The 23,828-nt window shown below is 64.4% G+C and carries 22 protein-coding genes and 1 pseudogene; 12 read left to right on the top strand and 11 right to left on the bottom strand.

What is annotated here, in order from left to right:
• Window positions 1–275: pseudogene (locus tag G568_RS0114980) on the top strand (IS5/IS1182 family transposase); the annotation flags it as partial.
• Between the two features lie 76 nt (window positions 276–351).
• Complete coding sequence (locus G568_RS19025; protein ID WP_051203053.1) at window positions 352–1,080, top strand: hypothetical protein; 729 nt, start codon at window positions 352–354, stop codon at window positions 1,078–1,080.
• A gap of 931 nt (window positions 1,081–2,011) precedes the next feature.
• Here G568_RS19025 and G568_RS19020 read toward each other — a convergent pair.
• The 3 genes from G568_RS19020 to G568_RS19015 form a co-directional block, all read right to left on the bottom strand.
• The gene (locus G568_RS19020; protein WP_425423413.1) at window positions 2,012–2,638 is read right to left on the bottom strand and encodes a TVP38/TMEM64 family protein; all 627 of its coding nucleotides are present in this window, start codon (window positions 2,636–2,638) and stop codon (window positions 2,012–2,014) included.
• A gap of 206 nt (window positions 2,639–2,844) precedes the next feature.
• Entirely contained in the window at window positions 2,845–3,231 is a 387-nt protein-coding gene (locus G568_RS0114965) for a DUF302 domain-containing protein (RefSeq protein ID WP_026758787.1), read from the bottom strand.
• A 78-nt stretch (window positions 3,232–3,309) separates the two neighbouring features.
• Window positions 3,310–3,966, bottom strand: coding sequence for an EF-hand domain-containing protein (locus G568_RS19015; RefSeq protein ID WP_084627423.1), 657 nt, complete (start codon window positions 3,964–3,966; stop codon window positions 3,310–3,312).
• Between the two features lie 170 nt (window positions 3,967–4,136).
• On the opposite strand from G568_RS19015, the gene G568_RS0114955 reads away from it, so the two are divergent.
• The 8 genes from G568_RS0114955 to G568_RS0114920 all read left to right on the top strand — a co-directional run bounded on the left by G568_RS0114955 (window position 4,137) and on the right by G568_RS0114920 (window position 10,547).
• Window positions 4,137–4,859, top strand: coding sequence for a response regulator (locus G568_RS0114955; RefSeq protein ID WP_026758786.1), 723 nt, complete (start codon window positions 4,137–4,139; stop codon window positions 4,857–4,859).
• On the top strand, window positions 4,859–6,271 hold the full coding sequence (locus tag G568_RS19010) for an ATP-binding protein (RefSeq protein ID WP_037374285.1): 1,413 nt from the start codon (window positions 4,859–4,861) through the stop codon (window positions 6,269–6,271). Before G568_RS0114955 ends, G568_RS19010 begins: the two co-directional genes overlap by 1 nt.
• A gap of 13 nt (window positions 6,272–6,284) precedes the next feature.
• Complete coding sequence (locus tag G568_RS0114945; protein WP_245582963.1) at window positions 6,285–6,608, top strand: SHOCT domain-containing protein; 324 nt, start codon at window positions 6,285–6,287, stop codon at window positions 6,606–6,608.
• A 200-nt stretch (window positions 6,609–6,808) separates the two neighbouring features.
• Window positions 6,809–7,321, top strand: coding sequence for a c-type cytochrome (locus tag G568_RS0114940; protein WP_026758784.1), 513 nt, complete (start codon window positions 6,809–6,811; stop codon window positions 7,319–7,321).
• Window positions 7,318–7,662, top strand: coding sequence for a hypothetical protein (locus G568_RS0114935; protein ID WP_026758783.1), 345 nt, complete (start codon window positions 7,318–7,320; stop codon window positions 7,660–7,662). Before G568_RS0114940 ends, G568_RS0114935 begins: the two co-directional genes overlap by 4 nt.
• A 51-nt stretch (window positions 7,663–7,713) precedes the next feature.
• Window positions 7,714–8,229 carry a cupredoxin domain-containing protein gene (locus tag G568_RS0114930; RefSeq protein ID WP_026758782.1) on the top strand — a complete coding sequence of 172 codons (516 nt, stop codon included), beginning with the start codon at window positions 7,714–7,716 and terminating at the stop codon, window positions 8,227–8,229.
• A 107-nt stretch (window positions 8,230–8,336) separates the two neighbouring features.
• A complete protein-coding gene (locus tag G568_RS0114925) occupies window positions 8,337–9,761 on the top strand; it encodes a multicopper oxidase family protein (RefSeq protein WP_037374283.1) in 1,425 nt (474 codons plus the stop codon).
• 120 nt (window positions 9,762–9,881) lie between these two features.
• Window positions 9,882–10,547 carry a L,D-transpeptidase gene (locus tag G568_RS0114920; protein ID WP_026758780.1) on the top strand — a complete coding sequence of 222 codons (666 nt, stop codon included), beginning with the start codon at window positions 9,882–9,884 and terminating at the stop codon, window positions 10,545–10,547.
• A gap of 58 nt (window positions 10,548–10,605) precedes the next feature.
• Here the strand turns inward: G568_RS0114920 and G568_RS0114915 are convergent, their stop codons facing one another.
• Window positions 10,606–10,845: a hypothetical protein gene (locus G568_RS0114915; RefSeq protein WP_425423412.1), complete on the bottom strand. Its 240-nt coding sequence runs from the start codon at window positions 10,843–10,845 to the stop codon at window positions 10,606–10,608.
• 222 nt (window positions 10,846–11,067) lie between these two features.
• Between G568_RS0114915 and G568_RS20825 the strand changes: the two genes are divergently transcribed.
• Window positions 11,068–11,199 carry a hypothetical protein gene (locus tag G568_RS20825; RefSeq protein ID WP_281169016.1) on the top strand — a complete coding sequence of 44 codons (132 nt, stop codon included), beginning with the start codon at window positions 11,068–11,070 and terminating at the stop codon, window positions 11,197–11,199.
• Window positions 11,200–11,296: 97 nt separating this feature from the next.
• On the opposite strand, the gene G568_RS0114905 is transcribed toward G568_RS20825, so the two are convergent.
• Window positions 11,297–12,181 carry a LysR family transcriptional regulator gene (locus tag G568_RS0114905; protein WP_245582962.1) on the bottom strand — a complete coding sequence of 295 codons (885 nt, stop codon included), beginning with the start codon at window positions 12,179–12,181 and terminating at the stop codon, window positions 11,297–11,299.
• Between the two features lie 59 nt (window positions 12,182–12,240).
• On the opposite strand from G568_RS0114905, the gene G568_RS0114900 reads away from it, so the two are divergent.
• Window positions 12,241–13,008 (top strand): DUF4386 domain-containing protein, encoded by a 768-nt coding sequence (locus tag G568_RS0114900; RefSeq protein ID WP_245582961.1) that lies wholly within the window; start codon window positions 12,241–12,243, stop codon window positions 13,006–13,008.
• A 381-nt stretch (window positions 13,009–13,389) separates the two neighbouring features.
• On the opposite strand, the gene G568_RS19765 is transcribed toward G568_RS0114900, so the two are convergent.
• The 6 genes from G568_RS19765 to G568_RS18995 form a co-directional block, all read right to left on the bottom strand.
• On the bottom strand, window positions 13,390–14,031 hold the full coding sequence (locus G568_RS19765) for a zinc-binding dehydrogenase (RefSeq protein ID WP_051203051.1): 642 nt from the start codon (window positions 14,029–14,031) through the stop codon (window positions 13,390–13,392).
• 18 nt (window positions 14,032–14,049) lie between these two features.
• Entirely contained in the window at window positions 14,050–14,400 is a 351-nt protein-coding gene (locus G568_RS19760; protein WP_051203050.1) for an alcohol dehydrogenase catalytic domain-containing protein, read from the bottom strand.
• 19 nt (window positions 14,401–14,419) lie between these two features.
• Window positions 14,420–15,382, bottom strand: a complete 963-nt coding sequence (locus G568_RS19000; protein WP_051203048.1) for an alpha/beta fold hydrolase — start codon at window positions 15,380–15,382, stop codon at window positions 14,420–14,422.
• Window positions 15,379–15,828 (bottom strand): hypothetical protein, encoded by a 450-nt coding sequence (locus tag G568_RS0114885; protein WP_026758776.1) that lies wholly within the window; start codon window positions 15,826–15,828, stop codon window positions 15,379–15,381. The genes G568_RS19000 and G568_RS0114885 overlap by 4 nt, the downstream gene beginning before the upstream one ends.
• A gap of 273 nt (window positions 15,829–16,101) precedes the next feature.
• The gene (locus G568_RS0114880; protein WP_026758775.1) at window positions 16,102–20,088 is read right to left on the bottom strand and encodes a hypothetical protein; all 3,987 of its coding nucleotides are present in this window, start codon (window positions 20,086–20,088) and stop codon (window positions 16,102–16,104) included.
• On the bottom strand, window positions 20,085–23,822 hold the full coding sequence (locus tag G568_RS18995) for a right-handed parallel beta-helix repeat-containing protein (RefSeq protein ID WP_037374280.1): 3,738 nt from the start codon (window positions 23,820–23,822) through the stop codon (window positions 20,085–20,087). Before G568_RS18995 ends, G568_RS0114880 begins: the two co-directional genes overlap by 4 nt.
• Window positions 23,823–23,828: the final 6 nt, after the last annotated feature.

Here is a 23,828-nt window from a genome sequence, read left to right as displayed (position 1 = left end):
AAAACGCCAAGCCGTGGAAGACCGTCACCGCGGGTGCAATGGCCAGAAACGAGGCCCTGCGAGCTTCGAAATACCTCGGCCGCGCGATCTGGCGAAACTGGAGTGGATACCACCGCCGAAGCCGCGTCGAGACCAAAATGCACTGCGTGAAAATGCTGGGCCAGCGCCTCATGGCGCGGGACTTCGATCGTCAGGTTGCGGAAGTCCAAGTCCGCATCCTCGTCATGAACGGCTATACCGCGCTCGGCATACCCATAACTGAGCCCGTAGGATGAGTCTGTCTGGGGAAAGGGGGCGTCTGGCCTTCAACCAATTTGTGCAACAGAGTCACAATCAACAGTCGCAAAGGGCATGAAACGCACCGTGAATGTGATTTCACTTTGGAAGGAGATGAATTGCACACGGCCGATCGTCGATCAGCTTTTTGCCGACCGATTGCTTACCCCCATCTATTACGGGAGGCCGGGCGCAAAGGGGCGGACCCAGAAAGCCGTGGATTGCGGGGAGGTTGCCATGCTGGTTGGCAAGCTGCACGCGAGGGCGGTCGCACTGGTTGCAGAGACTGATGAGCTGGTGCCTGTCTCGAAAGCCGCGGAGAAGGCTAAGGTGCCGGCGGTCACCGTCCTGCACATGATTCTGGGCGGATTTCTTGATCGCGTCTTTCGTCTGGTTGGTCAGAACGGGATTGCCGCGCTTCGGGTAGATCCTGTGGAGGTTAAGCAGCACTCAGCATTCTGCACGCCGGGCCTTTCGCCCTCGGAGGCATTCCGCGCCTTGAAGATTCCGAGGGAGGTTGGCTGGTGCTTGGTGGAGCGTTGCCCGAAAGAGGTGAGCCTCGCCGTCAATTGGGTCGCATGCCCACTGGGCGATCATCGGATACCTCGGTTCGATCCAGCGGTGGTGGCTGATTTCAAATCTCGGTTCACACATCCAGCAAGGATCGCGGAAAAATTTGACCTCCAGAATGGGGAGGTTTTTGGTCGGCTGATACGGTCCGGCGTTCGCCCGGTGGTGACCAGGTCCGATATCGGCGTAGACTTCTATCGCGTCAGCGATTTCGGGGCAGATTTGTTCACTTAAAATAATGGGTCTTCTTGGCCTCCCAACGTGTCAAACTTTCGCAGCCGCCCAAGAGGGCGGCTTTTTTGTGTTTGGTTTCGGTGATTGCGCAGAAGAACTACTGGGCGTGTAACGGTTGCAGGAAATAGACCTTTATTGATTGTAGAGTAGCTATCTCGCCCGCCGGTGCAGAAACACATGTCAATGAAATCAATGACTTAATATTTGCCGGTGGCGTTTAATCGGTTGTTCCGACAGTTTTTGTCGTTGCGGGCGTAGTTATGCCAAATTGGCCGATTTTACTGCCACGCGTCGGCGGAAGTTTTGCCGACGCCCGTAAGGATCTGTGAAATATAGACTTTTTCCGAAGCAGATTTTGACCCCCGAAATCTGGCCTTTCAGACTGAATTTGCGCGTCAACACCGGCACGGGTGTTTCCGGCGCGACCCTCTTGATGAGGTCGCGCCGAGCAACCCCGTGCCGGCAGTAACGCGGATGCCAGAAACGACATCATTTGACCGGAGCAGGGATCTTCTGACGCGGCCCATGGCGGGCCCGCGCATTCCACCAGGAAAGGTGATCCCATTAAACACATTCCCGATTATGATGCGTGAGCTTCTCGGGGCGGCGGTGTATCGCCGCGCCGACTTATAGCCGCCAACATCGAAAGTTTTCGCCTTTGAAGCCGCCCTGATGGGCGGTTTTTTATGCTTGGGTATCGGTTTGGCAAAACTGTAACCGTATTCTCGTGGCAGATCTTTACCCGTTCGCGTGGCAAAAACCGCCGCCGATTTTCGAGTGACATCTTTCGGGGCATTGATTTTATTGCATTTTTTGGCATCGGGCGAGCCCACCGCAAAACTTGGGCTGTTCCGACATGTTGTTGAACCACTTGTAGTGGGCGACGTCGCGCGCGGGGCGCACGGCAGGCTGTTCGTCTCGCAGGTCGAGCTTATGATCCGTCCCCGTCCATTGTGTCCGCTTGCCTTGGCCCCTTGGGCCGCCTGAAAGCGAGAAAGAGCAATGGCAGCCCCGTCGCCAAACCAAGGCCGATGGCCATCCACTCGCCCGCTCCAAACTTCCCATCCATCGCCGCGCTTCCGAAATGGGCGAGAACGAAGCTCGCCGGCAGGATCCCGGCCAGCGTGGCAAGCGCGAAGCGCCAGGCGTGCAGCCCGCTCAGACCTGCGGCATAGCTTATCGCGTCAAAAGACACGAACGGCAGCAGGCGGCTCCCGAAAACCGTCAGGGTCAGCGCATTTTGCGACCCAAGCAGCCCGTAATCGGCGTGCTTGCCCAAAATTTGTTGTACCGGTCGTCGTCCAAGTCCCCGTGAGATGGTGAAGGCAATCAGCGCCCCGGCCTCTGATCCGATGGCAACATAGAGTGTTCCGGCGTAATGCCCATATGCCGCGCCAGCCGCCAGCGCGATGGGGGCGCTCGGGATCGGGCTGGCCACCACGGCCATCGTCATGAGACCGATGATTGCGACCGGCCCCCACGCGCCGGCACTCTCGATCCAAAGCGCAGCGGTCTCCCTGTCGATACTGGAAGACCACCCTTCCGCGTGCCAAGCCATGATCCCGATCGCCACGGCGCCAAGGCCGGCAGCCAAAAGGATATTTCGTCTAATCGGTCGCATGGATGCCGCCGAAACAGCCGCGCCGCCCGGCAAGAGAGCCATTCAGGCAAGTTCGGGCCGCCGCGCAGCGGGCACAAGACCACAGGGCAAGCCTATGGCGGATCAAATCGCTCGCCCTGTCTGGCCCCGTCGGTCCCTGTCCGTCAGGCCGCGTCAACAGCTTCGACAAGCATGTCGCGCACTTGACCGGCCACATTGTGCAGCTCATCGTTGTCCACTGCCGACATGGAGGCGACGGGGTCAATGGCGCTAACCTCTGTTCCGCCGTCCACGCTGCGCAGGATCACGTTGCAGGGCAGCATCGCGCCGATGCGCGGCTCAAATCCCATTGCTTCCCACGCCATGTTGGGGTTGCAGGCACCGAGGATCTTGTAGCCGTCCATGTCGCGGTCGATCTTTTTCTTCATCGTCGCCTGCACGTCGATCTCGGTCAGAACCCCGAACCCCCTGGCCTTCAGCGCCTCGCGAACCCGCGTGTCCGCGTCATCGATACTGGTTCCCGGCAGCAGCCGGTCATGCGTATAGCTCATCGTGTTATCTCCTTCTCTCGTGATCGCCCGGCCTCGATTGAACGAGACCGGGCTAGCGCCTTTTGTGCATGGACGGCGTTAGTTGTCGTCCATCATGCCCTGGCCACGTCCGCCCATCGGGCCAGCACCCGGCATATTGCCGAAACCCTGCATCATGCGCTTGCGCAGCGATTGCATTCGTTCCATCCGATCAGCGGGTTTAACGACCTCGCCTTGCGTGATCTGACCATCGCCATCGGCATCAAGGAACTGGAAACGATCAACCATCGTCTGGCGGATGAGTGCGCTGTGCAAGGTTTCAAATTCGTCCAGCGAAAGCGACCCATCGCCATCGGCGTCATAATCGGCGAGCAGGGATTGAAGGCCCTCTTGCGCCTCCTTGGGCGTCACGGTGCCGTCGCCGTCCGCGTCAAGCGTCTCCATCATCGCCATCATGCCACCGCCCATCATCGCGCCGTGGCCGCCCATCATGCCGCCGGCGCCACCCATAGGCCCGATGCCGGGCATGCCGCCCTGCATCATGCCAGCGGGGCCGCCCATGGCCCCCATGCCGGACATGCCACCGCCCATCATGCCCGAATGCATCCGCATCATCATCTGCATCATGTCGTTTTTGCCGCTGCCGGGGCCGCCCATGCCGCGATCGCCATGACCGTGGCCGCTATCGGCCGCAGCCGCACCGCCAAGAGCCATCAGCGCAAGTGCCGCGCCCGAAAATGTTGTTCGCATCTTCATGTCTCAATCCTCCAACTTGTCGATTGCACAACCGACATAAGTGTTAGAATTGAAACCGAAACAGGCGTCATTCCCTGTTTTGTATCCGTATGTCGCAAAATGCGCTTCCGATACAAATGGTTACATCTTGGCCGCTGACGGTTTGTCTGAGACGCATGTAAGGAAAGACCATGGGAGACGCTCCACATATTCTCGTCGTCGACGATCATCGCCAGATCCGCGAGTCGGTCACGCGCTATCTTGAGCGTAACGGCATGCGAGCGACAACCGCGAAAGACGCGCGCGAGATGGACGCCAAACTGGCGGGTGGGCAGTTCGATTTGATGGTGCTCGACGTGATGATGCCGGGCGAGGACGGGCTTTCCGTCTGTCAAAGGCTTTCGGCCGAACGGCGCCTTCCGATCATCATGCTGACCGCCCTCGGACAAGAGACGGACCGGATCGTGGGGCTTGAAATCGGCGCCGACGATTACCTGGCCAAACCCTTCAACCCGCGCGAGCTGCTTGCGCGGATCAAGGCCGTGTTGCGGCGTGCGCCCCTGACCGAGCGCGAGCCGGGCAGCCTTGCCGGCAAGACGGTGCGCTTTGCGGGGCTGACCCTGAATGCGGACGCTCGCTACGTTGAAGATGCCGATGGCAACCGTGCGCAACTGACGACCGCGGATCTGCGGCTGCTGACCGTTCTGCTGGAGCGGCCGCGCGCGATCCTGAGCCGCGACCAACTGCTCGACCTCACCGCCGGGCGCTCCGCCGGGCCGCTTGACCGGACCATCGACAACCAGATCAGCCGCCTGCGCCGCAAGATCGAACCCGACCCCATGCACCCCACCCTCATCACCACGGTTCGCAACGGCGGCTACTGCCTTGCTGCCGATGTCATGGTGACCGAGTGATGCGGCATCCGTTCCAAAGCTTGCGCGCCCAACTGGTGCTACTGATCCTTGGGTCCCTTGCCATCGCGCAGGCCGTCAGCCTGTGGCTGCTGAGTGACGAACGCGGCCTCGCCGTGCGCGCGGCGATCGGCGCCGAGGCGGCCGGGCGCGCGGCAAATGTCGTGCGCCTGCTTGAGGAGGCACCGCCCGATCTGCGCCCCTCGATCCTGCGCGCGGCGAATTCGCCGCTGGTGCGTTTCGATCTTGGCCCCGAGCCGCTGGTGGTCAAGTCCGATCACCATCACGGCGATGTGGTCGTGGCGCGGATGCGCGCCTTGCTTGACGAGCGTTTCAGCCGCGAGATCCGCGTCAATCTGCGTGAGACCCCAATGCCCGCGATGTTGCCTGCGCATCTGGATGAAGATGGTGAAATGGCCCGGATGCACCGGCAGATGATACGCGAGCGTATTACACCCGTGGAACTAACGCTTTCGGTCGCTCTTTCGGGCGGCGAGTGGCTCAACGTTGCGACCCGTTTCGAGCGGCCACCACTGCAATGGCGCAACATCTCGATCCTGTCGTTCGGGGTGACGGCCGCGCTCCTGCTCGTCGCGGTTTTCTGGTTTCTGCTTGCGCGGCTAACCGGCCCGCTGCGGCGTCTGTCCAGTGCCGCAGACAGGTTTGGCCGCGGAGAGGCCACGGGCAGCCTGCCGGTCGCCGGCCCGACCGAGGTGCGCGATCTCACGGCGGCGTTCAACCGGATGCAGGGGCGATTGACCCGCTTCGTCAGCGACCGCACGCAGCTATTGGCCGCGGTTGGCCACGACCTGCGGTCGCCGTTGACCGCGCTCAGGGTCCGCGCTGAACTCGTGGATGACGAGGAGACCCGCGAAAGCCTGATCGACTCCATCGAAGAAATGCAGATGATGGCAGAGGCGACGCTTACCTTCGCCGAGGGTCTGACCGGCGCGGAAGCCTCCGAGACCGTCAACGTTGGCACCTGGCTGGCGGCTCTTTCCGGGGACATGGTGGCGCAGTTCGAAATTACCGGCGGCCCGCCGCTCCAGGCCCGGGTGCGTCCGGTGTCACTGCGCCGGGCGATCCGCAACCTTGTCGAGAACGCAATCCGCTATGGCGGGGGCGCTCGTGTCGGGTGGCATCGGGCGGGCGATGACCTGGTGATCGAGGTCACCGACTCTGGCCCCGGTATCCCCGCTGAGAAGCTCGACCGGGTCTTTGACCCGTTCTACCGGCTGGAGGGGTCCCGCTCACTGGAAACCGGGGGGCACGGCCTGGGGCTGTCTATCGCGCGATCCATCGCGCGGGCCCATGGCGGCGACATCACCTTGGAAAACCGGCCCGAGGGCGGCTTGAAAGCCACCGTCACCGTCCCCTTGTCACAAGACACGCACGATGAAACCCAACAACCTTGAAGGAATGAAAGAGATGACACGAACATCAACCGCAATAACGACAGCACTTCTCGCGGCTCCGACACTGGCAGGCGCGAGCCCCGGACAAGACTGGCAAGGAGAATATGGTCACATGATGTGGGGCGGCGGGCACGGCATCTTCGGGGGGCTGATGATGATCGCGTTTTGGGGCATCGTCATCGCCCTGATCGTATTCGCGGTGAAGTGGGCCTCCGACCGGCAGGGCCAGGGCCAGGGCACGCGGCGCGATGCAATGGACATCCTGCGCGAAAGGTTCGCCTCGGGCGAGATCGACGAGGAAGAGTTCGAACGACGCCGCAAGGTCTTGGAAAAATAATCGGTTGTCCGCCGCGATGGCGCATCAGGCACTACGCGATGTAGCCGAAAGGCGCCGATACAATCGATTACAAATCTTCGCCACCTCGCCTGGTGCTTGAGGGGATAAATTGGAATATCTGAAGGGTGCCGGCCAGCCGGCTGGTACATGGCTCGGACTGAACTGCGCCCTACGTCATCAGGAAGCATCGGATACTGAATATGAACAAACTCGGTTGGATCATAGGTGCGGTTCTACTTGCCGGCCTGGGTGTATTCCTCTGGGAGGCGAGCCGGCCGACCACCCAGACGCAGGCGGCCCGGGCGACAACCGGCGGCTCGGCAACGATTCCGGTGATCCGGCCGGGCGGCGACTCGATGACACCGCCCGATACATCGGCAATTCCCGACGGTGCGCCGATCGTCGCCGTTAACCTGCCAAGCAAGCTGTCCGACGAGGCCAAGATGGGCAAACGCGCATTCGAGGCCACCTGTGCGAAATGTCACGGGGAAAACGCGGCGGGGCAAAACGGGATTGCGCCGCCGCTTGTCTGGTCGACGTATCGGCCCGCGCATCACGGCGACGCGGCATTTCAAAGGGCCGCAATGCAAGGCGTGCGCGCACACCACTGGAATTTCGGCAACATGCCTCCGGTCAAGGGGCTGACGCGCGCCGACGTCAAGTATATCACCCGCTATGTCCGTGAATTGCAGCGCACCAACGGAGTCCAATGACCCTTCGTCGGCCAAAGTCGAATGGCGCGCTGCCCGTTCTTTTCGCGCTCGTGCTGGCCGCGCTCATGGCCGTGGCACCTGCACTTGGCGCGAGCATGTCCAACGAGCGCGCGGATCACGGCCACGCAGCCCAGAGCAGCGCGGCCTTGAAGGCGTTTGCCGAGCCGGCACCGCAACCTCACTGCCATCCCGATGTCTACTGCTATCTTGCAGCGGTCGAACCTCTTGCCCCGCCCCGGATCGTGTTTGGCCCGATGGACGCAAAGCGGCAACGCCCGCCGGATTCCGTTTCGCGCGGAAGGTCCATGGCGCCACGATACCCGCCGCCGCGCATGGCATGACCTGTACCGTACCCAAAAATGCAAGACACCCTGATACAGGACAGGAAAGACATGAAAACGAAACTAGACACCATCCTTGCGATTGCCGCCCTTGCACTCATCCCCGTCCCGGCGCTTGCCGATGCGGGGCATGGCGTGATCGGACGCGCCGGCAAGTCCGGCGCGGTCGATCGCACGATCGAAGTCTCGATGACGGAGATGAAGTTCGATCCGGCCGTGATCGACGTTGCGGAGGGTGAATCCGTCCGCTTCGTCGTAACGAATGACGGCCGCAATGTTCACGAGTTCAATCTCGGCACTTTGAGCACCTGGCGCGGACACGCGGCCGAAATGCGCAAGATGATGCAATCGGGCATGATGACGATGCGCAAGGTCCGTCGCGACAAGATGCAGGCGGCTGGCATGACGCATGACGACCCCAACAGCATCCTGCTGGAACCCGGAGAGACCGGCGAGGTGATCTGGACCTTTTCAGAGGTTGGCGAGATCGGCTATGGCTGCAACATGCCGGGCCATCTCGAAGCAGGTATGAAGGGTGACATCGCCATCAAGACGGGCGAAGGCTGAACCTGCCGAGCAGTTGCACGAGAGGGCGGCGGTGTCCGCCCTCTTATCCCCGGCTGTTCCGGGCACAGCGCACGGAAGGCGTCGACAAACGGAGCGGAGACAAGTCAATGAAATCATACCCGGATCACAAGGGGAACCGCATTTCGCGGCGCGATCTTCTGCAACGCGGCGCCTCGGCGGGGGCCCTGTCGCTCTTGCCTGCCGGCCTGCGGGCCGCGACCGAGGCGCGCGTGCCACTGACCGCCCGCAACGCCTCGTTCCAACTCGCGCCCTCCGGCTATGCCGCGACCGGGATCTGGGGTTATGACGGCGGCGCACCGGGGCCGGAGATCCGCGTTGCGCAGGGCGGGCGCGTGTCGCGCCGCCTGGTCAACGAGCTGCCGCAGGGAACTTCGGTGCACTGGCACGGCATCCGCATCGACAACGCCATGGACGGTGTTGCGGGCCTGACGCAGCAATCCGTCGCGCCGGGCGATACCTTCGATTACGACTTCGTCGTGCCGGATGCGGGAACCTATTGGTATCATTCGCACGACCGATCCTGGGAACAGGTTGCGCGGGGCCTTCACGGCGCGCTTATCGTCGAGGAAGCCGAGGTGCCCGACGTGGACCGCGAAGAAGTGCTGATCCTCGACGACTGGTTGCTCAACCCAGAAACCGCGCAGATCGACGACAGTTTTGATCACCCGATGGCAATGAGCCATGCCGGGCGCATCGGGAACTACGTCACCACCAACGCGCGTTTTGATTTCTCGCGCCCCGTGCGCCGGCACGAGCGCCTGCGCCTGCGGCTCATCAACGCGTCGAATGCCCGGATATTTACCTTGCAACTCAACGGCCTCACGGGCTGGACGGTGGCGCTGGACGCCATGCCGTTGCCCGCACCCGTGCCGGTCGAGCAAGGCCTGATCCTCGGCCCCGCCCAACGGGTTGACCTGATCGTGGATATCACCGCGGGGGAGGGTGAAACCGCGTATCTTCTGCGGCGCGGCGGCGATAACCGGCCTGTCTCGCAGGCGGCTTTTCCGGTCTCTGGTTCAGCAAGCCGTGCGCGCCGCGCACCGCCCGCGCCGCTCCCACCGAACCCGCGCATGAGCGCGCCGGATCTCGCGGCGGCCCGGCGCTTGCGGCTCGTAATGGCGGGCGGCGCCATGGGCCGCATGGATAGTGCCTTGCTTGGCGGTGAGCGTATCGGGTTTCGCCAGCTTGCGGCGTCGGGCCGCTTCTGGGCCTTCAACGAGATGGCCGAAATGACGCAGGAACCGCTTGGCGATCTGTCCCTTGGTGAGCCGGTACGGCTACAAATTGTCAACGATACCGTCTTCCCCCACGCCATGCATCTCCACGGGATGCATTTCCGGCAAGTCCGGGCAGACGGCGCCGCCAGCCCGATGCGCGATACGCTGTTGGTCGCCGCCGGGGAGACGCGCGAGATCGCGTTCATCGCGGACAACCCCGGCGACTGGTTGTTTCACTGCCACATGCTCAGCCACGCGGCGTCCGGCATGATGACGTGGGTGCGGGTCACATGAGGAGGGTCGCCCTTCCTTCGTTCAATCGATATAGCCCAAGAGACAGAGTGCGCAGGCGGGATTACAACTACGCGACCATGCGGGCCCCGATGGGCATCCGCAATTCGAGGAGAGAATGACTTGCTGACGAGACGCCATTTCATCATGACCGGCGCGGCGCTGTTCTCGCCGCCAATCGCCGGGCCGCTCATGGCCAGCACCTGGCCGACGGAGGCGCAGAAGGCCGCGTGGGACGCCGAAGTGACGCCGCCGAACTACGACCCGGCCACCACCAACCCCTGGGGCCTTCACCCGCGCTTCTTGCCGCAGCAGGTCATAGCCAATGACGGCCTGAAGCCGGGGGATATCCATGTGGATGCGGTCGCGCGCTACCTTTACCACATCGAAGAAGGCGGCACCGCGATGCGCTATGGCGTGGCTATCGCGCGCGGCAGCCTGTATGAGCCGGGCACCTACACGATCCGCCGCAAGGTGCGCTGGCCCCACTGGACCCCGACCCAAGCGATGATCGCCCGCGACCCCGAGCTATACGCCAAGTTCGAAGACGGGGTAGAGCCGGGGCCGACCAACCCGTTGGGGTCGCGTGCATTCTACCTTTTTGTGGGAAATCGCGATACTTACCTGCGCATCCACGGCTCGCCGCATCCCGAATCCATCGGCGGGCGGGCCAGTTCGGGATGCGTCCGCATGGTCATGGCGCACATCATCAGCCTCTATCCACAGGTCGATACCGGGGTTACCGCCTACCTGTACGCCCCCGAAGATGCCATTGCTGCACGGAGCTAAGGGCGCCCACCCCGGCCAATCGAATGATGCCGGGTAGCAACGGATTGGCAGGGCCGGCTCACCCGGCCTTTTCAACTGTGGTCGCCGTGCAGATCGGGCGACCGTCCACTGTGCGCAACGGCAAAAGGGTTGTCTCGACCCGGCCTGCGTGGAGATACCAATAGCATCCATCCTCGGCGCGCAGCCGCGCGGTTTCCAGGTCCTGATAGGGCGCGGCAAGCTCCAGGACCGCCTCCGGCACACCTGCGGACTGCCCCGCGCCCATATCGTCCGGCGCGGCGCATGCGCCAAGTGTCACGGCACCTGCCATCGCTATCAGTGACTGCCTTTTCATATCCACCCTCATTCAGATGCCCGTCGCCCTGCTCTCACACGCGGAAACCTATCCGTGTTCGCTTGCAACGGCAACATCCCGGGTGTGATCCTTGCCCGCCCGACCAGCGGTAAGTTCAGGTTAGGTTCAGTATCCATTTAATTCCTCTTCACGGCACAATTCAGCGGCCGAAAATCGAGCGGTGATATGAGCGAACTGTTCTGGCCGAGCGATGCGCAGATGCCGCTGCGCGCCTTGATCGGGCGATCCTTGCTGCTCGGCGGTTTCAGCTTCGCGCGTTTCTGGGTGCCGCTGCTCGCCGCAGCTGGATCGATCTGAGCTGGTCAGCGTGCCTAACCGGCGCGGAACGTCAGCAGCCGTAGGCCTTACGCGACCTCGGCAAGGGACCGCGCTCTGATGCCGTTGTCGCGGCGGTTCACCCCAACCCTTCGGCCAGGGCATCGAAGACAACCCGCATGCGGCGGGACCGGGCGATGTCGCGGTGGGAGACAAGCCAGATCGGGAAGCTGACCGGCTCGAAGTCCGGCGCCGCGCGGTCGACTGCCGGATCGGCGTCGCCAATACGCTCGTCAAGGATGCCGATCCCCATGCCCCGGCGGACCATTTCCCACATCACGGTGAAGTTGCGGCAGCGATACGGGAAATTGGCCTCGGTGAGCGCGAAACCCTTGCTGTTCAACAAAGCCATAAGGCTACCCTGGCCATCGATTTCGATGAACTCGGCGACCGTGAACTCCTCGACTCGCTCAAGTCGTCCGAGCCGATCGAGATACCCGGACGAGGCGTAGAGCCGAGCCGGCGCATCGCGCACCTTGCGGGCGATCAGGTCCGGCTCTGTGGGGCGGACGTTGCGCACCGCAATATCCGCCTCGCGCCGCGACAGGTCCGACAGCGCGTTCGAGACCACGACCTCGATGCGAATGCCCGGCTCGGCGGCGTGCAACCGCGCCAGGATCGGCGGCAGCAGGTAGCTGGCATAGGCGTCGGAGGCCGAGATCGCGATCTCGCCTTCCAGCGCCTCCGCCTGCCCCCAGGCAGCCAGCGACAGGGCGCGGGCGCCTTCGCCCATAAGCCGCGCATGATCCAGCAACTCATGCCCGGCCGGCGTGAGGCGCAACCCGCGCCCGGTGCGTTCAAACAGCGCGACGCCAAGCTCGCCTTCCAGCGCATCAACCTGCCGCCCGAGTGTCGGCTGCGCCAGATTCAGCGCGCGCGCGGCGGCTGAGAGCGACCCTTCCTCGGCGGTCACCAGAAACGCCCGAGCCCGGTTCCAGTCGAATGTGGTGCTGCGCCAATCCATGCATTTATGCATATCAGATCGGCCAACTTGGTCAATTCCAACCCTTTTCAAATATCCCTATGACGAAGAGCATCCTGTTAGGCCGCCCAAAAGGAGTTCCCGCCATGCGCGCCTTTGAACATCCATCCTCCCGCGCCTATGCCCGTTTGACCGGGGCGCTTTACCTGCTTATCGCCTTAGCCGGCGGTTTCTCGATCCTTTTCGTGCCCAGTGCGTTGAATGTCCCGGGCGACCCGGCCGCGACCTTCGCCAACATCGCGCGCCAACGTGCGCTATTCAACGCAGGACTGGTTGGCGATGTCGTGATGATGACGGCCGAGGTCCTGGTGTCGGTGATGCTCTATTTCATGTTCCGGCCGGTGAACGCGACGCTGTCGCTCGCGGCGTCCTATGCGCGGCTGATGATGGTTGCGGTGATGGCGGCGATGTTGTTTTTTCACGCCGCTTCCCTTGCGCTGGCCGATGGAACGATGTCGTTGAACAGTTTCTCAGAAGCGCAGCGGGTAGAACTGGCGGGGCTGATGCGGCACGTTCATGATGCCGGCGTCTGGATCTGGCAGATCTTCTTCTGCCTGCATCTGCTGTTGCTCGGCGTGCTGGTCATGCGCTCCGGTTTCTACCCGCGGTTCATAGGCGCCGGCCTGATCGTGGGAGGAACCGGCTACCTGTTGGACAGCGTGCAAATGTTCGCCTTCCCCGAAGCGACGACGCTGGAGACGGTGAAAATCGCCCTGTTGCTGATCGTCACGCTGGCCGAGATTGGCTTTGCCCTGTGGTTGCTCATCCGTGGCCCGCGCAAAAGCACGTCCGCCGCGCTTGCAGCTTGACGCCTCAACCAAAGGAGACATTGATGGAAACCTGCCCGCGCGGCATTCAACTTTCGTATCGCCGAGGTCCTTGGCGGACATACCGCCGTGCTGGCCCTGTTTCGTCACGACATAGAAGGCGCAGACCGCACCCCGGCATGTGACTTGCTCCAAACGACAGGGCCAGGGCCCCGCTCCATCACATTGCGCTCAGCCTGCCTTGGGAAAAACAGGACGCGGTTATGGCATGGTATGAAAATTCGGCTGGAAATACGGCGTTGAAACACGCGATTGGATGGGCCGGCGTGGTGTCTTTACCTTCGACCCTAACGATAACAACGTTGAACTGGTTTCAGGAGAACCGCTCAGTCAAGTGCGGCGTCAAAGGGCTGCATTATCGGCTCACACGTCCGAGATCCTCAGCACGAGTTTCCCTGCGACCGTTCCCTTCTCGACCCGGTCATGGGCCTGCCGCACCTCTGCCAAGGGCAGCACCTCGGCGACGACGGGGGCCAACCGCCCTTCGGTCAGCATCTGAAACAGGGTGGCCAGGTCCTCGCGGAACCATTCGGGGTGTTTTCGCCGCATCGCGCCGATTGAGTAGAAGGCGGTGGTGTGGCCATTCGGCAACCAGTTCCACAGCGTCAGCTTGACGAAATCCATCGGGATCGACCCGCCCCCGCCCAGCACCCGGTTCTGGAAGCCGAAGGCGACCAGCATGCCGCCCGGCTTCAGCGTACTGAGCGAGCGCGACAGGCTCTCGCCATCGAGGGGATCAAAGACCACATCGACCCCGCCGCCCGTCGCCTTCATGAGCGCCGCCCCTGACGCACCAATGTCGATGGGCGTGGCGCCGAGGCTACGGATCAGGTCGTGCTTGGCTACGACGTCAGTGCCGAAGGCCGTGACGCCTGCGTCCCGGGCAAGCTGGAGCATCGTGGTGCCTACCGCGCCGCCCGCACCGTGGATCAGCAAGCGCTGCCCGGCCGCTGCCTTCGCCACGCGGTGGAGCATCTGGTAGGGCGTCACCGCCGAAAGGATCATACCAAGCGCATCGACGTCCTACACGCCCTCAGGCACCGGGGTCAGCCGATCCTCGGGCAGGCAGATATACTCCGCATAGGCGCCGATCGTCGTGAGATCCGCGACCCGGTCGCCGGGCCGGAACCGGGTCGCGCCGGCGCCTGCCCTATCGACGATGCCGACCATGTCGTAGCCGGGGGTGAGGGGCGGCTTTTCCTTCACGTCCGGATACATCCCCTTGCGGATCATCACGTCGGTGAAGGCCGCGCTCGTTACCAGAACGCGGATGCGGACCTCTCCGTTGCGCGGCTCGGGCAGGTCGGCGACCGTCTCAATGTCAAGGTTTTCGGGACCGCCGAAGGCCTTCAGTGTGACACGGGTGTAGGGCATGGGGCTCTTCCGCAAAGGCTTAGGGGCGCGGTGCACCCCGAATGAAATCGTGAACTTCCCGCGTCAGATCGGCGTCGTGGCCGAGCCAGATATGACCGCCATCCGGGTAGACGGTCAGGCGCGCGCCCGCGATCCGGTCGGCCAGTAGCCGCGCCGTGTCGGCCGTGCCAAAGAGATCGTCCTCGCAGGACAGTATCAGCGTCGGCGCGGCGATGCGCTCAAACGCCGTCGACGTGGGCGTTCCCGCCCAGATGCCGTCGGCACGCAAACCGTCGGTCTTGCGGCTGATCGGCATCAACCCTTGCCGGATCAGGTCGGCCCTGCGCCGTTCCTTGGGGGAAACCCTTGCCAGCAAGGCCGGATCGGTGGCCAAGAGCGTCCGCAGCAACATATTCGGGGCAAGTGTCGCGAAGGCCCAGAACCAGACATCCGAGTTCAGGACGCGCTCGACCGCCATGCTTTGCAACGAAGTGAATTCTACCGGATCCCGGCCGGTCAGGTTCATCGCTGGCACGATCAGCACGAGATGCGAGCAGCGGTCGGGGTGGCGCAGGGCGAATTCCGCCGCCGTGAGCGCCCCTGCCGATCCGCCCGCAACAGCGATCCGATCAAGGCCGAGATGGTCGAGCAACTCCACCAACACATCCGCCTGATGCGCGGGCGAGGCATCTTCGGGAAAGGCGCTGCGCAGATAGCCAAAGCGCGATGGCACAACGATCTGGAAGCCGGCTTCCAGTAGCCCATGCGCGAAGGTTAGCCCCTGATCGAAGCCACCTCCGGTCCCGTGGATCATCATCAGCGGCGGCCCGCGCCCCGCAACCGCGTATTCCAGCGATCCAGCCTGCGTCTTAATGATGCTGCTGCGCCGTGAAATGCGGGCCTCGGCCGCTGCCATCGTGGCGCGATAGTCCCCCGTGCCCCAAGCCCCCGCCGTGAGCGCGATGCCGCCAAGGCCGGTCAGAATGGCGCGCCGGGCGATCATCGCACAGCCCCGATCGCGAGATCTGCGAGTGCCTTTTCAAGGGCCGAAACCACGCCGCTCGAGTCGTCGAGGAAGCCCGCATCAGTATTGATCTGGAAGGCTACTGTCAGGCCGTGATCGGCATAATGACTCAGGCTGGAGACATAGCCCGGGATCCAGCCTGCGTGTCCGTAGATCAGCCCTCGCCGGGTATCCGAGTAGGTCGCACTCCCTGCGCCACAAAGGATACCGAGGCTGCCCGGACCCACCGGCACACTATCCAGAAGCCGGTCGAGATGGGGCGCCGCCACCGCGCCCACACCGCCGGATGGCAACGGCGCCAGAACCGGGCCGCCCTTGATCAGCGAGCCGGCTACGAAAACAAGGGGCAGGAAAAGCAGGGCGCAAGCGGCAAGTGCCGAGGACGGTATTCCGGTCGGGCGTGTCTGACGTGGCTCAGGTTGCATGGGAAAAACTCCTAGGACCGGATAGGCATGAAACGCGATTTATCCTGCTTGGTGAAGGCCGTCGCTGATTTCGATCAAAGCGTACGGGGCTCGCGTGTGGGCGGACGGACCATGACCGCCCGGTTTGAATGGTCATCACATGCAGCAAAGGGCTCGACCACACCGCGCGCTACTTGGAGGCATTGGATGATGGCTTGCCATCGATACACCGCGGCGCAAGAACTTTGACCTCGCCGACAACAAGGGCAATGGTCGATATCGTACGGTTCAGCGCTACTTGAAGGGGATGCTGATCTCGCGGCCGAAGGTCTCTGTGGCGAGGTCTTCCAGATCGTCGTGATGCATGCTGGATAGATCAAGGTAGTGATCCGGCCGGTTGATCTGGTTTGGCGTGAGACCCGTGCGAACCGGCTCAACCGGATCGGGAGGATCGAAGACCCGATCGTCGAAGAATTTGAGCGCGTCTTCGTGATCCTGGATAAACTTGATGGGCATCCGTCCGCGCTTCGACGCCGCCGGTGTCTGGTCAAAGACGCGCTGAAGCCGCTGCGCGTTGCGTCCGCGGGCGAAACGGTCCGATCCTGCCACGGGCCGCACGCCACCGGTATCGAAGATCACCATTTGATACCCCGTTGGGCTCTCGGGATTGGGAACGATGTCGAAATTGGCCAGCTTATGGTCGGTCCACACGACGCCCCGGCGGTTCATCTGCCGGATTGCCAGCGCCATGGTCAGTTCTTCCGCGGCATTCGGGCGCCTTTGGGCGAAGCGGGTCTTGGCATCGGTGATGCCGCCGCCGGTTTGGGCCAGGTTCTCGTCGATTGCCACCATCCACCGTTCGCCGTTCGGGTCCGACATGATGAACTGGTCCTCGATCCGCGTCGTGCGAAAAAGCCCATTGCCGTCGGCATCCTGAACGGCCTCGGCCACGCGGCGACCGACAAGGTCAAGCTTGGCCATGTTCTTTGAATCACCCGAATACTTGACCAGCCGGATCACCTTGTTCTGATCAAGGGCATTCTCGAAGATGTTCGCGGTGGCGCCGGTCCCGATCAGGTCCCCAAGCACGACGTTGGAGCCGTCAGGTTTCCGCAGTAGCCGCCCCGGCATGACACGCGGTTTGGGGTTGGGGCCTTTCGTGAGTATTTCGAACGGCGGGCCACTGACGCGGCCGGTATCAGGGATGTTGTCGAGCGAGGCGAGGGACCCGGAAAAGCGATAATCGGGAGAGGTATCCAGTGCGGAATCCAGCAGCTCGGCCTCAAGCGGTTGCCGGATACGCTCGGCCTTTGGCGGCGCGCGTGCCGGGCTGTCGTAGAACGTGAAGTCGGCCCCCGGTTTCGCCTCCCCTTCCGGCCGCACGCCGCCTGTGGCATCTGGCGCTCGCTCGGCCGCGGGCAGATCGTCGATCCTGGCAGCAATAGCGTCAGCGTCCAGGTCCATGGTCGCGTCCGGATCGTGCGCGACGGCGGCCCGACCAACAGGCGCGTCCAGCGTGGGGTCGCGCATAGTTGTGTCAAACTCCGGGCCCGGCTCGACGCGGGTGGTGGCGGTGGCGTCCGGGCCGGGCTCGATGCGGGTGGTGGCGGTGGCATCCGGCCCGGGCTCGATGCGCGTGCTGGCAGTGGCGTCCGGCCCAGGCTCGATGCGCGTGGTGGCGGTGGCATCCGGGCCCGGTTCGACGCGGGTGCTGGCGGTGGCGTCCGGGCCGGGCTCGACGCGCGTGGTGGCGGCGGCATCCGGGCCGGGCTCGACGCGCGTGCTGGCGGGCGCGTCCGGGCCGGGCTCGATGCGCGTGGTGGCGGTGGCGTCGGGCGCGCGCCTGTCGGTCAGCACGTCCGCCATTCCCCGGGTTTCCTTTTCGGGCGCGACGGGGCGCGCCTCGACGGGGGTGTCGCGAACCGCGCCCTCCGCGCGTTTCACGCTACCATCGTCAAGGCCGACGGGCCCGTCGGCAGCGAGCGATCCCTCCGGCTGGGCAGTGGGGGCCTCAACAATCCTCGTCCGCGCCGGGTTTGAGGGGGCTGCCGTGGCCGTCATCTCGCCAGCCGAGCCATCGGTCCTCCGCGCGACATCACGGGCGGCATCCGCTTCGTGCGCGGCGTTGCGTGCCGGGGCGTCCATCCGCCCTGCGCCCCGCGCAGCATCCGTCGCGGCCCCGGCGGCATTTCCTGCGCGCCGGGCATCGCCAGCCGCATCCGCCGCACGGGCCGCGTCGGTCGCGGCGTCTGCGGCTTTCCCCGCAGTGGCGGCGTCCCCGGCCGCGCGGCCCAGGCGCGACGCTTTGAGCGCACCGGCAAGCGCGACCTCTTCAGCGCCAAGGATCGAGGCGGTGGCGTAGCCCGTCCCGCGCAGCGCCTCGCGTATGCCCGCCTCGCCCTGGCCCGCCAATTGCTCGACGCGGCGCCCGGCGTAGTCGGCAAGATCCCCTGCTGCCTCGCCGATGGCCAGCGCATCCGCCTCGGACAGCGTTTCGGCGGCGCCGACGATCGTGTCGAGGTTCTCGCGGCCAAAGGAGTTGAACTCATGGCCCGTGACATCGCTGAGGCCCGACTCGAACGCCTCCCCGGCCGTGTCACCCGCTTCGGCCGCGAGCATGGCGAGATCCGAGACGGCATCCTTGGTAGCCTCGCCCGCCCCTTGCAGATAACTGCCGTAGCGCTGCGCGAACAGCTCCGGGTTCTCCCACATTTCCGCATTGGAATCACCAAGATCGCGCGCGAAATCGTCGAGCGTGTATTCCTCCGTGGCCGAGCCGCCCAACGTGCGCGCATCGGTGGCGACGCGCCCCGAGACGAACGCGCGCGCAGCCTCCCGTGCCCCCCCTTCCAGCACTTCGACCGGGTTCTCGCCCTCCGATAGCAACAGGCTGGTCGCGTCCTGCACCGGGCCGATGCCCTCGCTGCGGTTTCGATCCAGAAGTCGCTGCTGCTCGCTCAGGCGCGACTGGTAGACGCTGTCGGTATGCTCACGCCACTGGTCGCGGGCGGTTTCCAGGCGGCTCTTGTCCGAGCGTAGCTGATCGGCATAGGCGTCGTTGCCCTGCGTCTCTGCCCGGTTGATCAAGGCGTCATAGGCGGCCAGCTTTTTCGCGTATTCTTGCTCGCCCTCGATGAGTTGCCACTTGTATTTGCGCGCATCGCGCGCCGCCTCGATCAGGGCGTCCCGCCGGCGCTGCTCCTCGGCGGCCAGGCGTTCGGGATCGGATCGGATCGCCTCCAGTTCGCGCTCACGGTCTTCTTCCGACAGCCGCTCACCGCGCCGGTCGATATAATCGGTCTTCTCGGCAATCTCGCCGTCGATTGCCGACAGTTGCTGATCTAGGCGCTCGACCAACGCTTCCGCCCGGTCGACCCATTCGCTGTCCCAGAAATAGCCCAGGGCGCCCGCTTCTTCGCGCTGCCGCTCGATTTCGTCGCGCAGGCGCTGCGCGCGCTCGGCTACGTCGGCCCGGCGCTGCCGCAAGGCATCGCGGTCGACATACGCGCGAAAGAGCGAGGCACAGGCCGCAGGCATTCGGTAGGCCGGGGTCTTGTCGGTCGCGGCCTGCACGCCCTCGGCGGTGAACGGAACGCCGACGCCCAGGGGCGCGCCGTCGATGACGGCCTCGGTCTGGGTCGCGTCCAGAGGAACCTGCCATTCGCGCAGGATGCGCATCTGCTCGGCCACGCGGCCCGCCATCTGGCGGGCGTCCTCGTCGCTCAGCTCGCGGTCGCTGGCGATGTCGGTTGGACCGGCGGCCTCTATCGACATCATGGCCGGCGTCCCGGCGTCAAAGACCGGACGGAATTCCATCGTTATGGTCACGGCGCTGTCTTCATCTGCCCCGGCTTCGCGGCCGGTGTCTGCACCCGCGGATGGACCCCGGGCCGAGGCCGAGGCGGCTGCCGCCCGGGCGGCGTCTGCTGCGGCTTGCATCGCCTCGGCTGCCGCGCCCGTTGCCGCGGCGCTTGCGCCTTCGATACGTTCGGCCACGCAGTTGATCGCGTTAACCATCCCGCCGCCATTGCATTTCACCGCCTCCCCCGCCCCGGCGGAACGCATCGCTGGCGCCGACGGAAACAGACCGTCATGGGCGGGGGTTGCCCCTTCCTCCAGCGGCCTGCTGACAGGGAATTCATAGCTCAGCGTGAAGGCCCGGCCGAAGAAGACACCGTCAGATCCGCGCGTGCAGATATCCTCGCTGAAGCCATCCGCCACGGCGGTCTGACCGAAGGCGGTAAGGGCGAGTATGGCGGCCCAGATGCGCAAGCGTCTCATCGCACCCCCTCCCTTTCGCGGCTGAACCGACGGCGATCGACCGCCAGGTGACTGTCGAACAGCGACACGTCCAATTGCCAGCGTGTGTCGACGAAGCGCATGCCGATGCGCAGATAGCTCTTGGCCAGATCGCCATCAAAGGGCACCTCGAACAGAAGCACACCAGCCGGCGTGGAGGTAACGAATTGCGCCTCTTTGAGCACACCGTCTTGCTCCAATTCTACGAACTCGAACATCCGGCGCCTGTTATCCACCTCGAAGGGCTTGCGGTCCGGGGCCCTCATCGCTGCGGCTAGTCCTCCGAAATCGGGCGAGCGGATGTCGTGGCGGATCGCGACAATCAGCTTCTCGCCACCCGGGATCGGGCGGATATCGACATGGCCCGCGAGGCTGATCGAGCCGTCTCCCCCCTCGTTCCGAAGCCTGAATACGCGCCGTTCGGATTGGAAGGATACCGGCCATTGCGGGCTAACGAACGCGTCCGTCAGCAGCCGGTGATGGGCCTCGAACACCCGGGCCAGGTCCGTATCCGCCGCGTTCGTTTCGGCCAGCATCGCCATGAGCCGATCGGTGTCGTATTGCGCAAGCCCGTCAAGACGCAAGCTGCGGCTTTCATCGGCAAACCGGCTCATCATCCGGCGGGCGCGCACCGGGCGAACCCACCAGCGCGGATCGTAGTCGTTGTTTTCAAACTTGCGCTCCTCCTCGCTCGCTGCGCTTTCGGAAAGGGAAAGCTCCGTCACCTCCGGCGTGATGCGACAATGCGCGGCCGACAGGCCCATGGCATAGGCGATGGAGCGGTCGATGCCGTTGCGCGCCCTGGGGGTCTTTTCCCAGTAGTCCGTGATCACCTGCCGGCGCACGGCCCGGGCTACGACTTGTTCCATGTTCAGCACCAACTCGCGGGTGCGATCGGCGTCGGCCAGTGTCAGGGCAGGACAGAGCCATTGCCCATATTTCCGCGTCCAGTAGTTGATGCGGGCGCGCCGCACCTGCGGAGCGGCGCCCAGGTAGGTGCGCACAAGCTCTGCGCCATCGGCCGAAAAGGGAAGGAACCCGTCATAACCGGCCGTGGCGGGGACGGGCAGCATCGTCAGCGCCCGGTCCGCCTCTGTTCCGTGACGCGCAAGATAGGCCATGGCCAGGCCCGCGTTGCGCCATGCCGCCCTCGATTTCAGGCTGCCCCATTCGATTTCATCGCCCGCCGCGTAGCGTTCTCCAACCTCCTGCAGCCGGGACAGGTAATCGCGCATGTGGCCAAGCGCGACCTCGGGCGCGGCCAGCACAAGCGTTTCGATCCCCCAAGGCACGGCATTCGTTGGCTTGGCCCCCTGCACCATCCCGGCGCGCATGGCGGCCAGCACATCAAGCGCCCAGGTGTCGCCCAGTCGCGCCATCGCCAGCACCGCCTTGCGCGCGACGGTGTCGTCGAGCGCCTGCTTGAGGCGCGAGACAACCAGGTCCTTCAGGGGCCCGTCCTCAAGACGGCCAAGGCGCGCCTCCGCACGGGCGGCCAGGTCGGTCGCCGGATAACCGGAATCGTTCGCGACAAGCGTTGAGATGAGCCAGCCGATGTCAGGCGCAGCTCCGAACTCTCCCAATATTTCCAGGTACATCCGCCGCTGATTGTAGAGGCGCCCCGCAAGCACGTCGTTGCCGGCCGCGCGCTCGGCCGATATCGTCTCGTCGAGTTCGGGGATGCGGGTGCGGGCCTCCTCAATCATCGCCTCGGCCAGATCCCGGTCGGCACCGCGCCGCGCGATCGCGTAGCTCCGGCGGCTCATCCATTCGCCCACGCGAAGCGGCCGCCACCCCTCAAGGATGCGCGATAGCACCTTCTCGCCGCGCAGGTGCAGATAGGCCCCCCGCAGAACCCGGCCCTCATCGTTGCGCGACACGAGATAGGGTTGCTCAAGCTCGGGCAGCGTCAGCGGCGTGCCCGGCGCGATCGTCACCACGCCCGCTTTCCTGCCGTCCAGCGCGATCTCATAAGTGCCGGGAAGAAGAGATAGGGGAAAATCCCCGGGGCGCACGACGTGTTCGCGGCCAGCCGCGTCCATCAGCGCGATCTCGACGGCATCGGGCAGCCAGCCGTCCTGCCCCGCCGGCGCGGCAAGACCAACACGTATCCCCGCCCGCTCCGCTCGTTCGCCCAGATCAGGCATGGCCAACAGGGCCGTCTCAAGCGCGACCGGGTCGGCCACGGCCTTGCCCCCTGCGAAATCGGCCAGCGCGAATTTCTCTGCCCGGCTCAGCCCGCCTGCCTCGACAAGGGCTGCAACGGTCAGGGAGGCTCCGCCGTCCGCGGGAAGGGGGCCGCCTTCGACCGGATCAGTCGGGCCGTCCGCAACAAATCGCCGCCCCCAATCCCCTTCCAGATCCCGCAGCACGAGGGTGCGCGCGACCTCGGTCGGCGCCGAGAAGAGCTTGTTATCGGCCGCGCCGATCAGGGAACTGCGATCGAGATAGATCGCCCTGTCCGACGCTCCAAGCAGCGTATTGGCCCGAAACTCTACGAGATCGGCGTTACTGGCGAAAAGCCCCAGCCCCTCGCCCGGCGCAACGATCGTGGTGTTCTCGATTGCCGGCGGTGTGCCGCCGTCGCCCTGCGCGATGTCCTGCAACACAACGCCGTAGCGTGCCTGCCCGCTGAAGACCGACCGCGTCACGCGTGCGCCAGCGACATCGCCGGACAGACGCATGCCGACATCGCCGCCCTGAACGCGGACCTGCTCAACGGTCACGTTCCGGCTGTCTGACACGTCGATATTGATGCTTTCTGTCGCGCTCTCGATCCGGCCGTTCCTAAGGGTCACGGGCCCGGAGACGCCCAACACTTGTACCGGCATTGCGGCCTCGGTCACAGAGAACCCCTCGACCGTGCCCCCTCCGCCGCCCTGAAGGATGAGACCGCCGTCGAATGGCCCGCGCACATCAAGCCCGGTTAATGAAACATCGGCGGCATCCTGGGCCAAGACGGCGCTGCCGCCGGCGCCCTCCAGCACGACATCGCTGCCCGTGACGGAGACGCCCTGCACCGCCACCAGCATGATCTGCGCCTCGCCGGACACGTGTAGCCCGTCTATCCGCGCCTCGCCCTGGCCGCGCAACAAAAGAGCATGCTGCGCCGCGTCCGAGATCGTCACGTCCGCAAGCGACACCTCCGCGCCGTTGGCATAGACCATGATTTCCCCGGCGCCTTCAAGGCGGCTACCCGAGATCGCGACGGCGGCGCCGGGCTGGGCGGTAATCCCGTTTCTGACCTTGGCCGCGCCCGCCCCGGCCATCCGACAGCCCGACAGCTCCAGCCGGCCCGCCTCCACGTGGAATGCCGTGTCGAACCCCCCTTCGATCCGGCAGTTCGTGATCCGAAGGGTGCCGCCATTCACATAAGCGGCAAAGCGCTCCTGCCCGGTCTTGCGGAAGGTGACGTTTTCCATCGTTACATCGCTGCCCGCATGGGCGACGATGATCGCCTCGTCTTCGGGCGCGGTCAGCGCGGTTCCGCCTTCGGGACCCAACAGCGTGACAGCGGCCTTTACATCGGCGCGGCCTGTGGTGCCTTCTGCCGGCAGATCGATCTGATCCCCGCCACCGGCGAGCAACTGCCAAAGGTCAACCTCGGCCTGCGCCGGCTGCGCTTGGACATGCAAAACCAGGCCAAAAAAGAGCGCGACCGTCCGCGACGCCAGCCGCCGAAACAAGCTTTCCCTGCCGCGCCAATCCCCAGACATCGTTCC

This window comes from Sediminimonas qiaohouensis DSM 21189 (genome assembly GCF_000423645.1).
GTDB classification, from domain to species: domain Bacteria; phylum Pseudomonadota; class Alphaproteobacteria; order Rhodobacterales; family Rhodobacteraceae; genus Sediminimonas; species Sediminimonas qiaohouensis.
Note: the sequence above shows the minus strand (reverse complement) of the source record. Positions and strands in the feature narration are given on the sequence as shown.